Origin of the sequence: Allobosea thiooxidans (assembly GCF_900168195.1) — a bacterium.
Lineage (GTDB): Bacteria > Pseudomonadota > Alphaproteobacteria > Rhizobiales > Beijerinckiaceae > Allobosea > Allobosea thiooxidans.
Map to the genome: position 1 here is coordinate 1 of NZ_FUYX01000018.1, position 12,022 is coordinate 12,022.

A 12,022-nucleotide genomic window follows, 5' to 3' on the forward strand; every position below is an offset into this window, starting at 1 on the left:
GGTCAAACCCACCGGACCAAACGCCCTGCCAGTCAGTGAAGCGCGTCAACAGCGCCGCTCAGCGGCGGCGCCGTCTCGATGGGCGGTTTATAGGCGGGACCCCTTTCTCCTGTCAACGGCCATTTTGAAAGTTTTTCGACAAAAAACGGTTCTCCATGGAATTCAAATAGTTAGCCGGAGAATCCGGTTTCTCCCGGCAGCGGCGCCCCGTTTTTCTCCACCGCAGCGCCGCATGCGCCCTTCCCTGCCCCCTGGGCGAGGCTCGCAAGGCCGGCTCAGAACCGCCTCAGGACGGCAGATCGGCCTCGGCCAAGGCCTCGGCAAGAAAGCCGCTCAGCGCCGCGACCGCGGCCGACGCACGACCGGGCGCCTGATGCAGCGCGATCTCCGAGGCCGGCAGAGCCGGCAATCCCTGATCGGGGCCCAGCAGCTTGAGGCCCGGCCGGGCCGTGCCCGCCTTGACCACGGTCAGCGCCGCGCCCGAGGCCGCCACGGCCTCGACCGCGCCGATGCTCGAGGAGGAGAACAGGATGCGCCAGCGCAGCCCCGCCTCGTTCAACGCCTCCAGCGCCCATTCCCGGAACATGTTGGGCGCCTTCAGCAGCGCGAGTTGCAGCGGCTCGTCCAGCGCGAAAGCCACGCGATCGGAGCAGGCCCAGGCGGTGTGCTCCTTGCGAAGCACATCGCCGCGGCCATCGCCGGCCTTCTGCGTCGCGAGCACGAGATCAAACTCCTCGCCGAGGCTGTTCAGCAGATCCCGGGTGAAGCCGGTCGTGACTTCGAGTTCGACCTCGGGATGCGAGCGGGCGAAGCGGGCCAGCGTCTCGGGCAGGACGATGGTGGCGTAGTCATCCATCACCGCGAGCCGGACGCGGCCCCTGACGCTTTGCGCGTTGATGACGTCGAGCGCCTCGTCATGCAGGGCGACGATGCGGCGGGCATAGCCGAGGAACTGCTCGCCCGCGCGCGTCAGCAACACCTCGTGCGGCGAGCGTTGCAGCAGCGTCTGCCCCGCCAGCTCCTCGAGCCTGCGGATCTGGGTGCTCACCGTCGACTGGCTGCGGGCGAGAGCGGCCGCAGCGCGGGTGAAGCTGCGCAACTCGGCGATCGTCGCGAAGCTGCGCAGCAGATCAACGTCGATATTGCGCAGCATGCCCCTGCCCCCAAGGCTCCTTGCGATGACCAAGGCCCGTTATGCCAATTTGGCACCGGGCTGTCCCGGCCATCGGCGCAGGCGCGGCCATGCGCGCCGCCGATCATGGAAATCGAAGAATTCAATTATGCCGCAGCGGGCGGCGACGATAGGTTGCAGCCCAACGGGACATCAGGAGCCCGCAACGGAGACGCATGAGATGCCCAGGCTGAGATCCGCCACCTCCACCCATGGCCGCAACATGGCCGGCGCCCGCGGCCTGTGGCGCGCCACCGGCATGAAGGACGGCGATTTCGGCAAGCCGATCATCGCCGTGGTCAACTCCTTCACCCAGTTCGTGCCGGGCCATGTCCATCTGAAGGATCTCGGCCAGCTCGTCGCGCGCGAGATCGAGAAGGCCGGCGGCGTCGCCAAGGAGTTCAACACGATCGCGGTCGATGACGGCATCGCCATGGGCCATGACGGCATGCTCTACAGCCTGCCCTCGCGCGAGCTGATCGCCGACAGCGTCGAATACATGGTCAACGCGCATTGCGCCGACGCGATGGTCTGCATCTCGAATTGCGACAAGATCACGCCAGGCATGCTGATGGCGGCGATGCGGCTCAACATCCCGACCGTCTTCGTCTCGGGTGGGCCGATGGAAGCGGGCAAGTTCATCGCCGAGGGCGTGCTGAAGAAGGTCGACCTCGTCGACGCGATGATCGCCGCGGCCGACGACAAATACACCGACGCGCAGGTCGACGTGATCGAGCGCTCGGCTTGCCCGACCTGCGGTTCCTGTTCCGGCATGTTCACCGCCAATTCGATGAACTGCCTGACCGAGGCGCTGGGCCTCGCTTTGCCCGGCAATGGTTCGACGCTCGCCACCCATGCCGACCGCAAGCGCCTCTTCGTCGAGGCCGGCCATCTGATCGTCGACATCGCGCGCCGCTACTACGACCAGAACGACGAGAGCGTGCTGCCGCGCAATGTCGGCTCGTTCAAGGCCTTTGAGAACGCGATGACGCTCGACATCGCCATGGGCGGCTCGACCAACACGGTTCTGCACCTGCTGGCGGCGGCGCATGAGGCCGAGATCGACTTCACCATGGCCGATATCGACCGGCTGTCGCGGCGCGTGCCCGTGCTCTGCAAGGTCGCGCCGGCCGTCGCGGACGTCCATATGGAAGATGTCCACCGCGCCGGCGGCATCATGGCGATCCTGGGCGAGCTCGACCGCGCCGGGCTGATCGACACCTCGCTGCCAACCGTCCACAGCCCGACCATGGCCGAGGCGCTTTCGCGCTGGGACATCAAACAGACGCATAGCGAGGCGGTGCGCAGCTTCTACAGCGCCGCGCCCGGCGGCGTGCCGACGCAGACCGCCTTCAGCCAGGAGCGGCGCTTCGAGGAGCTCGACCTCGACCGGGAGGCCGGTGTGATCCGCAGCGCCGAGCACGCCTATTCCAAGGATGGCGGCCTTGCCGTGCTGTTCGGCAACATCGCGCTGGACGGCTGCATCGTGAAGACGGCGGGCGTCGACGCCTCGATCCTCAAATTCTCCGGCCCCGCCGTGATCTTCGAAAGCCAGGACGCGGCGGTCGACGGCATCCTCAACCGCAAGGTCAATCCCGGCGACATCGTGCTGATCCGCTATGAGGGGCCGCGCGGCGGGCCCGGCATGCAGGAAATGCTCTACCCGACGAGCTATCTGAAGTCGAAGGGCCTCGGAAAGACCTGCGCGCTCGTCACCGACGGGCGCTTCTCGGGCGGCTCCTCCGGCCTGTCCATCGGCCATGTCTCGCCGGAAGCGGCCGAGGGCGGCGCGATCGGCCTGGTCGAGAGCGGCGACATCATCGCCATCGACATCCCGAACCGCTCGATCGCGCTCCAGGTCTCGGACGAGGAGCTGGCGCGCCGGCGCGCGGCGATGGAAGCGAAGGGCAAGGACGCCTGGAAGCCGGCCGCCCCGCGCAAGCGCAAGGTCTCGACCGCGCTCAAGGCCTATGCCGCGACGACGACGAGCGCCGCCAAAGGCGCGGTGCGCATGGTCGACTGATCGCAGATCCTATCATGCGCCCGGCTGGAGACGGCCGGGCGCATGGCTTTGCCGAGAGCGAATTTCCAGAGAGCGAGCCCCGGAAAGGGGCTTTCTTCCGTTTTGCGCGCAGGCGCCGCCGCGATGCCAGTTTGGCGTTGCCCGGCGCATCCGGTTCCGCCTATTGAGCCTGCCGCGATTTCAAGCACACCGGCCGGCCTTCATGACTTCCGTTTCCCCCCAGCCTTCCGCGGACGGGCGCTCGCGCCTGCGGCTCTTCGTTCCGATCCTCGCGGGCGCGACCTGGCGGGACCGGCTCGTCGCCTGCCTCGGAGCCCTGGTCTGCGTCGGCGCGACCGGGCTGATCAGCAGCCTGCTTCTCGGCCATGATCCGCATCTGCCGCTGCTCGTCGCGCCTATGGGCGCCTCGGCCCTGCTGCTCTTCGCCATCCCGTCGAGCCCGCTCGCGCAGCCCTGGCCGATCGTCGGCGGCAACACCGTCTCGGCGCTGATCGGCCTCGCCGTCAGCCGCTACGTGCCGGAGCCCGCCATTGCCGCGGGTTTCGCCGTCGCGCTCGCGATCGCCGCGATGTCGCTGCTGCGCTGCCTGCATCCTCCCGGCGGCGCGGCCGCGCTCACCGCGGCGCTGGGCGGGCCTGCCGTCGCGGCCTATGGGCTCGGCTTCGCCTTCGTGCCGGTCGGGCTCAACGCGCTGGTGCTGACCCTGCTCGGCGTCGCCTTCCATCGCTTCTCCAGCCACAGCTACCCGCATCGCGCCGCCCCCGCAGCGAACGCCCACGGCACCAAGGACCCGCCCTCCATCAACCGCGTCGGCTTCAATGAAGCCGATATCGACGCCGCCCTCGGCGATCTGGGCGAGGCCTTCGACATCGACCGCACCGATCTCGACAAGCTGCTCCGGCGCGTCGAGCAGCATGCGCTCGGGCGCAGCCATGGTCAGCCGCTCTGCGCCGACATCATGTCGCGCGATCTGATCAAGGTGGACCAGCACGACGACGTCGAGACCGCCCGCCGGCTGCTGCTCGACCATGCCATCCGGACGCTGCCGGTGGTCGACCGCGACAACAGGCTGCTCGGAACGCTTGGCCTGCGCGAGCTAGCGCGGCCGGGGCAGCGTGTCCGCGACGTGATGTCGGCAGCCGTCGTCGCGCAGCCGCAGGAGCCGGCCATCGACCTGATCCCGACCCTGACCGACGGCCGCCACCATGCGGTTGTCGTGGTCGACCGCCAGGAACGCGTGATCGGCCTCGTCAGCCAGAGCGACCTGCTCGGCATGCTGCTGAGCCCGCTGCGTCGCGAGGCCGCCTGAGACGCCGACCTCCCTTGTCCGCGAACCAATCCGGCTTCGGCGGGGCCAGCGCCGGATTGCCGACGCACCCCGCCGCACGCGTGGCGGCGGCGGCCTATCCCCCTGTCACAGCGCCGGATTCGCCCGAAACGTGATTTCCACTTCCGGGCCCGATGCTTTAGCGTGGTGACAGGCAGCGAGCGCCTCGCGCGTGTCTTCGTCCGAACCGGCCGTTTCGTCCAGCGAAACGGCCGCCCCTTGTCCGGCAGCGCCGCGCCGTCGTCTCCTTCCGGCACCGGGGGCGCGAGGGGCGGCTCCGGGCGGGCAGCGCGAAGAGGGTGCCATGTTCCATAAGATGATGAAGATCGCGGCGGGGCTCGGGGTCATCGCCTGCGCGATGCTGCCTGCGACAGGCGCTTCGGCCCAGGGCAAGCTCAAGGAGGTGCTGAGCCGCGGCAAGCTCATCGTCGGCACCGGCAGCACCAATCCGCCCTGGCATTTCCGCAACGAGAAGGGCGAGCTCGTCGGCTTCGACATCGAGATCGCCAAGATCATCGCGCAGGGCCTTTTCGACGACCCCAACAAGATCGAATTCGTGAACCAGGCCTCGGATGCCCGCATCCCGAACATCGTCACCGGCAAGGTCGACATCGCCTGCCAGTTCGTCACCGTCACCGCGGCGCGCGCGCAGCAGGTCGCCTTCACCGTGCCCTATTACCGCGAGGGCGTCAGCCTGATGCTGGTCGCCGGCGGCCCCTTCGCCGATTTCGCGGCGTTGAAGGCGGCGGGCAGCAAGGTTACCGTCTCGGTGCTGCAGAACGTCTTCGCGGAGAAGATGGTCAAGGACGCGCTGCCGGAGGCAAAGGTCGACCAGTTCGAGAGCGTCGACCTGATGTACCAGGCGCTGAATTCGGGCCGCGCCCAGGCTGCCGCCACCGACTCCTCGTCGCTACGCTTCTACATGAAGCAGAATCCCGGCCGCTATGTGGATTCGGGCTATAGTTGGAACCCGCAGACCTATTCCTGCATCGTCAAGCAGGGTGACCCGGACTGGCTCGGTTTCGTCAACGTCGCGCTGCGCGAGTCGATGACCGGCACGACCTTCCCGAACTACAAGGCGGCCTATGAGCGCTGGTTCGGCGAGACGCCGCCGGAGCCCAAGATCGGCTTCCCGCAGGAATTCCGCTGAGCCGTCTGACCGCGCCTCGTGGATTACTCGCTGCATTTCGGCGCCGTCTGGGCGAGCTTCGACAAGCTTCTGTCGGGGCTCGCCATCGGCCTCGGGCTCGCCGTCGTCGCCGTCGCGATCGGCACCCTGCTAGGCCTGCTCTCGGCCTTCGCCAGCGTCGCGCCCTACCGGGCGCTGCGCAGCCTCGCGGCCCTCTATGTCTCGCTGGTCCGCAACCTGCCCCTGCTGGTGCTGGTCCTGCTCGCCTATTTCGCCCTGCCCCAGACGGGCATCACCCTCGACAAGTACCAGAGTTTCGTCGGCGCGCTGGCGCTCTATTCCGGCGCGTATCTCACCGAAGTGTTCCGGGCGGGACTGATCTCCGTGCCCAAGGGCGTGATCGAGGCGGCGCGCTCGATCGGCCTGACGCGGCTGCAGACCAATGTTTCCGTCGTTGCGCCGATCATGCTGCGCAACGCCCTGCCATCGCTCGGCAACACCTTCATCGGCATGTTCAAGGATTCGTCCATCGCCGCCGCCATCGCCGTGCCGGAACTGACTTTCGAGGCCCGCAAGATCAACGTCGACACCTTCCGGGTCATCGAGACATGGACGGTCGCGAGCGGGCTCTACATCGCCGCCTGCGTCGTCATCGCCATGCTGCTGCGCGGCCTGGAACGGCGCTTCCCGAAGTTCTGAGGCGCCGATGCAAGTCTTTCTCGATCAGCTCTGGATCGCCCGCTTCGCCCTCTGGGACGGCTTCCTGCTCACCGTCCAGATCGCCGCCGCCTCGATCCTGTTCGGCACGCTGCTCGGCGGCATCGTCGGCATCCAGCTCTCCTACGCACCCTGGTGGCTGAAGCTGCCCTTCCGGCTCTATGTCGACATCATGCGCGGCACGCCGGTGCTCGTCCTGATCCTCGCCGCCTTCTACATCCCCTCTGTCGCGGGCCTGAGCCTCGGCCCGACGCAGGCCGGCATCCTGGCCCTCTCGCTCTTCGCCGGCGCGCATATCGGCGAATTGCTGCGCGGCTCGCTGCAGGCGATCCCGCCCGGGCAGGCGGAGGCGGGGCGCAGCATCGGGCTGACCTTCCCGCAGTTGCTCGCCTATGTGCTGCTGCCCCAGGCGGCGCGCAGCGCGCTGCCGCCCTGGATCAATACCGGCGTCGAGCTGATCAAGGGCTCGAGCCTGCTTTCGATGATCGGCGTCGGCGAACTCCTGCTCAAGACGCAGGAGATCATCGGCCGCAACTTCATGACCATCCAGTTCTATGTCTTCGCCGGCATCCTCTATCTGGCGATCAACATCGTGCTGGACCAACTGGGCAAAGCCGTCGAAAGACGGGTCGGGCAACACTGATGGACAAGCAGCAACCCCTCCTGGCGATCCGCGGCCTGACGAAGCGATTCGGCACGGTCGACGTGCTCAAGGGCGTCGACCTCGATCTCGACCGGCGCGACGTCGTCTCGATCATCGGCTCCAGCGGCTCGGGCAAGACGACGCTGCTGCGCTGCGTCAACCTGCTGGAAGAGTATCAGGGCGGCGACATCGTCCTCGACGGCGAGACCATCGGCTACCGCTCGGCGAATGGCCGCCGCCACAGGTTCGGCGACCGCGAATTGTCGCGCCAGCGTTCGATGACCGGTATGGTCTTCCAGAGCTTCAACCTGTTCCCGCATCTGACCGCTGCCGGCAACGTCATGCTCGGCCTGCGCAAGGTGCTGAGGCTGCCCAAGGCCGAGGCCCGGGCTGTCGCCGAGACATGGCTTACCCGCGTCGGGCTCGCCGCCCGGGCCGATCACTATCCGAGCCAGCTTTCGGGCGGGCAGCAGCAGCGCGTCGCGATCGCGCGAGCGCTGGCGATGAACCCCAAGCTCGTCCTGCTCGACGAGGTCACCTCGGCGCTCGATCCGGAGCTGGTCCAGGAGGTCCTCAACACCGTGAAGAGCATCGCCGACGACGGGGCGACGCTGCTGATCGTGACGCATGAGATGCGCTTCGCGCGCGACGTCTCGAGCCGCGTCGTCTTCATGGAGCAGGGCCGCATCGTCGAGGACGGCCCGCCTGAGCAGATCTTCGGGGCACCGAAGAACCAGCGCCTGGCCGCGTTCCTGCGCAACACGCGCCACTGAGCCGCGTCGCAGGCCGCAACCGCCCGGCTGGAAAAGCGGAACGCCGCGCCTCGCGGCGCGGCGTTGCCATATCGGCTCGAGCAGCCGTCTCGGCGATCAGCCCTTGAGCTTGGCGTTGCACTGGCTCCAGTAGCCGCCGCCCTTCTCGATCCACTTCAGCTCGCCATTGGCGTTGGCCGCCTTGTTGGCGTTGTACTGGTCGGCGCAGGTCTTCAGGCGCGCCTTGCCGGCCGACTCATTGGAGTATTTCTGCGAGACCGTCTTCGGGAAGACCGCAGCCTTGGCCTTGCCCATCGGCTTGGCGGCAGGCGCCGCGGCGGGGGCGGCCGTCTCGGCCGGCATGGCCGCGGCGGCATCGGCCTCGTTGGCGTCGTCGTCGCCGCACTGGGCCTTGCGGAAATCATTCCACTTCTGGCCCTTCAGCGTGTTGGCCTTCTTGGCGTCCTGATACTTGGCGCTGCATTCCTTCATCGTCAGCGCCGCCGCGGGTGTCGCAGCGAAGCAGGCGAGGGCGAAGGCCGATGCTGATGCGAGAATGAAAGTCCTGAACATGGCGTTCTCCATGGCAAAGCGTGCTGCCGCCGGTCGGCATGCCACTCCGATTTGCCCGCCGAAGCAAGCCCTTTCCGGCGCGCCAACAACCCATCCGCCCGCAAGATGTTCCTTTGCAGGCAAGGTCTTGCGTCGATGAGCGAGGCATGGACCGGGGGACCATCCGGGCCCACCCCTTGCCGGTTTCCTGCATTTCCCTGCTATATGACGGCCCAACTCACAGCTGGAGGCGATATGGCACGGCCTTCCGATGCCGCGAAGGACCGCGAACTCATCCGCATCCTGACCGAGAATGCCCGGCTGCCGCTGTCCGAGATCGCGAAGATGCTCGGCGTCTCCAGGGCGACGGCCCAGGGCCGCCTGGCGCGGCTGGAACGCGACGGCGTGATCGCGGGCTATACCACGATCCTCGGCAAGGCGAGCCGGCCGGCCACGACGATCGCGGCACTGATCCTGATCGAACTCGAGGTCCGGCAGCAGGGCAGCGTGGTCGCCGCGTTGAAGAAGCGGCCCGAAATCGTGCAGTGCCACACGCTGAGCGGCCATTTCGACCTCTCGGTCAAGATCGAATGCGAGACAGCGAGCGACCTCGACACCATCATCGACTGGATCGCCGAGATGGAAGGGGTCCGGCGCACCACCTCCTCCGTGATTCTGGCGCGGAAGTTCGAGCGCTGATGCCGCTAGGCGGGCATGGCCGGAGGCCGCCCCGTCCATTTCCCATCGATATGTCGCATATTCCTTCATCTTGACGGCAGATCGCTGCGCCTCGCGCCGATCCGCCCGTTAAAGCATGCGCCAGTTGAAGCGATGATCGGCACGAGAGGGAGGTGCCTTGCCTGCCCGACCCGTCAGGAGATCGCGACATGACCATCCAGAAGCAACGCATCGCCGTGCTCGGCGCCGGCCAGATCGGCGTCATCATCGCCGGCATGCTGGCCGAGCAGGGCCATGAGGTGACGCTGGCCGACGCCGCCGCGGCCCGGCTCAAGCAGGTCGCCGGCGGCCGCTTCGCCACCGCCGCGGTCGATGCCTCCGACCTCGACGCGCTGCGCAGCTTCCTCAAGGATCGCGACATCGTCGTCAGCGCCTGCCCCTATTTCCTCAACAAGGGCATCGCCAGGGTCGCGGCCGAGACCAAGACCCATTACTTCGACCTGACCGAGGACGTCGCCACCACCGCCTACATCAAGGAGCTCGGCGCCACCGCCGAGATCGCGCTCGCCCCGCAATGCGGCCTCGCCCCGGGCTTCATCTGCATCCTCGGCGCCGACATGGCCGCGCGCTTCGAGACCGTCCGCACCATCAAGATGCGCGTCGGGGCGCTTCCGCTCTACCCAACCAACGCGCTGCGCTACAACGTGACCTGGTCGGTCGACGGGCTGATCAACGAGTACTGCAACCCCTGCGAGATCGTCTTCGACGGCCAGCCGACGCTGGTGCCGGCGCTGGAAGGCATCGAGGGCGTGATGATCGACGGCGTCGCCTACGAGGCCTTCAACACCTCGGGCGGGCTCGGCACGCTGACCGAGACGCTGGCCGGCAAGGTGCGCAACATGAGCTACAAGACGCTGCGCTATCCCGGCCATGCCGAGATTATGAAGCTCCTGCTGCGCGACCTCGAGCTCGCCGATGATCGCGAGACGATGCGCCGCATCCTCAGCCACTCCGCGCCCTTCACCCGCAAGGACGTGGTCGTGATCTTCGTGACCGGCGTCGGCGAGCGCAACGGCCGCCTGGAGGAAGAGAGCGTCGTGCTGCGCTATGACGGCAACGACCAGCTCGGCGCCATCCAGCTCACCACCGCCGCCGGCTGCGTCGCGATGATCGAGCTCTTCCTCGCCGGCAAGCTGCCCGCCAAGGGCTTCGTGCGGCAGGAAGACGCCGTCCTCGCCGACTTCCTGGCCACCAAGGCCGGTACCCGGCTGGTGCGGGAAGCCCGCGGCGTCGACGCCGCCGGCCTGGTGCCCGCCACCACGATCAAGAGCGCAGCCTGAAGCGGCGCTCTCCCGACCGTCAGGTTCTGCCCGTCAGAGCCTGACGCCCAGGCCGCGCAGCTCGGCGCGCAGGTCGATGGGCTCGACGAAATGGACGGCCCGCATGCCGATATTGCGGGCCCCCACCACATTCTTCTCGCTGTCGTCGACGAAGATGCAGTCGCCGGCCTTGAGGCCGTAGCGATCGAGCAGCACTTCGTAGATCGCGCGCTCCGGCTTCAGCAGCCGCTCATGGGCCGAGACGACGACGCCGTCGAAGCTCTGCAGAAACGGGAAACGGACCAGACACTCCGCCCATTTCTCGCGCGAAAAATTGGTGATTGCGTAGACCTTCTCGCCCTGCCCCTTCAGATCCTCGAGCACCGCGACGCTATCGGCGATGGTGTGTGGCACGCTGTCGTGCCAGCGCTCGTCGAAGGCGCGGATCTCGCGCTCCCATTCCGGATGCTGCTTGACCAGAAGGGCCACGCCCTCCTCCCAGCTCCGGCCGCGATCCTGCTCCAGATTCCAGTCGCCGGTGCAGATATTCTGCATGAACCAGTCGAGCCGCTCCGGTTCTGGGATCAGCGAGCCGTAGATCAGCCGCGCATCCCAGCGCAGCAGCACATTGCCGACATCGAAGACGACGGTGGGGCTGTTCGAGGCCATCACGAATTCCGCGTGAAAAGGGGCTTCAGGACAGCCCATTCACGGGCTTGTGTCCAGACGTGCAGGACAGCGACCGACCCCATCGGTTATGCGGGGGCATGACGTTTCGCATCGGAGAGCATCCGTGACGACCTGGCTGCCATGGGCCGACCGGCAGGGCCGCTTCTCGGCTCTGCGGGCGGTCGCCTTCGCCTTGCTGCTGGTGCCGGCGCTGCTCCTGCTCCACGCCGCCTGGATGCATCAGCTCGGCTCCAAGCCCTGGACCGAGGCGATCCACCAGACCGGGACCTGGACCGTCAGGCTGCTCGTCGCCACGCTCGCGATCTCGCCGTTCCGGCGCCTGTTCGACTGGGGCAAGCTGATCGGGATCCGCCGCATGCTCGGCCTCGGCGTCATGAGCTACGCGCTCGGGCATCTCGCCCTCTACTGCATCGACATGGCGTTCGACTGGGGGCTGATCGTCTCCGAGATCGTGAAGCGGTTCTATCTCACCATCGGCTTCGTCGCGCTCATCGGCCTCGTCGCGCTCGGCGCGACCTCCACCGATGGCATGATCCGCCGGCTCGGCAAGAGCTGGCAGCGCCTGCACAACCTCGTCTATCCGATCGCGATGCTGGCGCTCCTGCATTTCGCGCTGCAGTCCAAGATCGACGTCACCGAGCCGGTACTGATGAGCGGGCTCTTCCTGCTGCTGATGCTCTATCGCGGCCTGTATCGCTGGAAACTGCCGGTCTCGGCGCCGATCCTGGCCGGCACGGCGCTGCTCGCGGGGCTGCTCACCGCCGGGCTGGAGGCAGGCTGGTATGCGGCGACCTCCGGCGTCTCGGCCTGGCTCGTCTTCCAGGCCAATGCCGACATCCTGACCTATCAGGACTATGCCTCGCTGCGGCCGGCGCATTGGGTCGCGCTCGCCGGGCTCCTGGTCGCGCTCGGCCATGGGCTGCGGGTTCGCAAGGCGCGACAGCCCCGGCAGGCACGGCGGCCGGCGACGGCGTGAGGAGAAGAACCTTCCAAGTTTCGACATCCTCGAAACCGAAAGGGT

12 protein-coding genes are annotated in these 12,022 nt (G+C 67.4%); 9 read left to right on the forward strand and 3 right to left on the reverse strand.

The genetic code is table 11. The features are described from left to right. Positions 1-286 precede the first annotated feature (286 nt). A complete protein-coding gene (locus tag B5Y19_RS22795; protein WP_055730067.1) occupies positions 287-1,153 on the reverse strand; it encodes a LysR substrate-binding domain-containing protein in 867 nt (288 codons plus the stop codon). Positions 1,154-1,352: 199 nt separating this feature from the next. On the opposite strand from B5Y19_RS22795, the gene ilvD reads away from it, so the two are divergent. The 6 genes from ilvD to B5Y19_RS22825 all read left to right on the forward strand — a co-directional run bounded on the left by ilvD (position 1,353) and on the right by B5Y19_RS22825 (position 7,783). Further along, positions 1,353-3,194 carry a dihydroxy-acid dehydratase gene (gene ilvD / locus B5Y19_RS22800; RefSeq protein ID WP_055730068.1) on the forward strand — a complete coding sequence of 614 codons (1,842 nt, stop codon included), beginning with the start codon at positions 1,353-1,355 and terminating at the stop codon, positions 3,192-3,194. Between the two features lie 202 nt (positions 3,195-3,396). Further along, the gene (locus tag B5Y19_RS22805; protein WP_055730069.1) at positions 3,397-4,503 is read left to right on the forward strand and encodes an HPP family protein; all 1,107 of its coding nucleotides are present in this window, start codon (positions 3,397-3,399) and stop codon (positions 4,501-4,503) included. A gap of 322 nt (positions 4,504-4,825) precedes the next feature. After that, positions 4,826-5,671 carry a transporter substrate-binding protein gene (locus B5Y19_RS22810; protein ID WP_055730070.1) on the forward strand — a complete coding sequence of 282 codons (846 nt, stop codon included), beginning with the start codon at positions 4,826-4,828 and terminating at the stop codon, positions 5,669-5,671. An 18-nt stretch (positions 5,672-5,689) separates the two neighbouring features. Then, complete coding sequence (locus B5Y19_RS22815) at positions 5,690-6,349, forward strand: amino acid ABC transporter permease (protein ID WP_055730071.1); 660 nt, start codon at positions 5,690-5,692, stop codon at positions 6,347-6,349. A 7-nt stretch (positions 6,350-6,356) separates the two neighbouring features. Then, positions 6,357-7,010, forward strand: a complete 654-nt coding sequence (locus B5Y19_RS22820) for an amino acid ABC transporter permease (protein WP_055730072.1) — start codon at positions 6,357-6,359, stop codon at positions 7,008-7,010. Beyond that, entirely contained in the window at positions 7,010-7,783 is a 774-nt protein-coding gene (locus B5Y19_RS22825) for an amino acid ABC transporter ATP-binding protein (RefSeq protein WP_055730073.1), read from the forward strand. Before B5Y19_RS22820 ends, B5Y19_RS22825 begins: the two co-directional genes overlap by 1 nt. Before the next feature lie 96 nt (positions 7,784-7,879). Here the strand turns inward: B5Y19_RS22825 and B5Y19_RS22830 are convergent, their stop codons facing one another. Beyond that, entirely contained in the window at positions 7,880-8,335 is a 456-nt protein-coding gene (locus B5Y19_RS22830; RefSeq protein WP_055730074.1) for a hypothetical protein, read from the reverse strand. Between the two features lie 234 nt (positions 8,336-8,569). Here B5Y19_RS22830 and B5Y19_RS22835 point away from each other — a divergent pair, with 234 nt between their 5' ends. Together B5Y19_RS22835 and B5Y19_RS22840 are read left to right on the forward strand one after the other, a co-directional pair. Beyond that, a complete protein-coding gene (locus tag B5Y19_RS22835; protein WP_055730075.1) occupies positions 8,570-9,013 on the forward strand; it encodes an Lrp/AsnC family transcriptional regulator in 444 nt (147 codons plus the stop codon). A 188-nt stretch (positions 9,014-9,201) separates the two neighbouring features. Further along, complete coding sequence (locus B5Y19_RS22840) at positions 9,202-10,332, forward strand: saccharopine dehydrogenase family protein (RefSeq protein ID WP_079592159.1); 1,131 nt, start codon at positions 9,202-9,204, stop codon at positions 10,330-10,332. 33 nt (positions 10,333-10,365) lie between these two features. On the opposite strand, the gene B5Y19_RS22845 is transcribed toward B5Y19_RS22840, so the two are convergent. Further along, positions 10,366-10,980, reverse strand: coding sequence for an HAD family hydrolase (locus tag B5Y19_RS22845; RefSeq protein WP_055730077.1), 615 nt, complete (start codon positions 10,978-10,980; stop codon positions 10,366-10,368). A gap of 124 nt (positions 10,981-11,104) precedes the next feature. On the opposite strand from B5Y19_RS22845, the gene B5Y19_RS22850 reads away from it, so the two are divergent. Beyond that, a complete protein-coding gene (locus tag B5Y19_RS22850; RefSeq protein WP_244555697.1) occupies positions 11,105-11,977 on the forward strand; it encodes a protein-methionine-sulfoxide reductase heme-binding subunit MsrQ in 873 nt (290 codons plus the stop codon). Positions 11,978-12,022: the final 45 nt, after the last annotated feature.

Excerpts from the sequence above, each read along its gene's own strand:
- B5Y19_RS22835 (WP_055730075.1), top strand. The coding sequence starts at position 8,570 with ATGGCACGGCCTTCCGATGCCGCGAAGGACCGCGAACTCATCCGCATC.
- B5Y19_RS22825 (WP_055730073.1), top strand. The coding sequence starts at position 7,010 with ATGGACAAGCAGCAACCCCTCCTGGCGATCCGCGGCCTGACGAAGCGA.
- B5Y19_RS22840 (WP_079592159.1), top strand. The coding sequence starts at position 9,202 with ATGACCATCCAGAAGCAACGCATCGCCGTGCTCGGCGCCGGCCAGATC.
- B5Y19_RS22845 (WP_055730077.1), bottom strand. The coding sequence starts at position 10,980 with ATGGCCTCGAACAGCCCCACCGTCGTCTTCGATGTCGGCAATGTGCTG.
- B5Y19_RS22830 (WP_055730074.1), bottom strand. The coding sequence starts at position 8,335 with ATGTTCAGGACTTTCATTCTCGCATCAGCATCGGCCTTCGCCCTCGCC.
- B5Y19_RS22805 (WP_055730069.1), top strand. The coding sequence starts at position 3,397 with ATGACTTCCGTTTCCCCCCAGCCTTCCGCGGACGGGCGCTCGCGCCTG.
- B5Y19_RS22820 (WP_055730072.1), top strand. The coding sequence starts at position 6,357 with ATGCAAGTCTTTCTCGATCAGCTCTGGATCGCCCGCTTCGCCCTCTGG.
- B5Y19_RS22795 (WP_055730067.1), bottom strand. The coding sequence starts at position 1,153 with ATGCTGCGCAATATCGACGTTGATCTGCTGCGCAGCTTCGCGACGATC.
- B5Y19_RS22810 (WP_055730070.1), top strand. The coding sequence starts at position 4,826 with ATGTTCCATAAGATGATGAAGATCGCGGCGGGGCTCGGGGTCATCGCC.
- ilvD (WP_055730068.1), top strand. The coding sequence starts at position 1,353 with ATGCCCAGGCTGAGATCCGCCACCTCCACCCATGGCCGCAACATGGCC.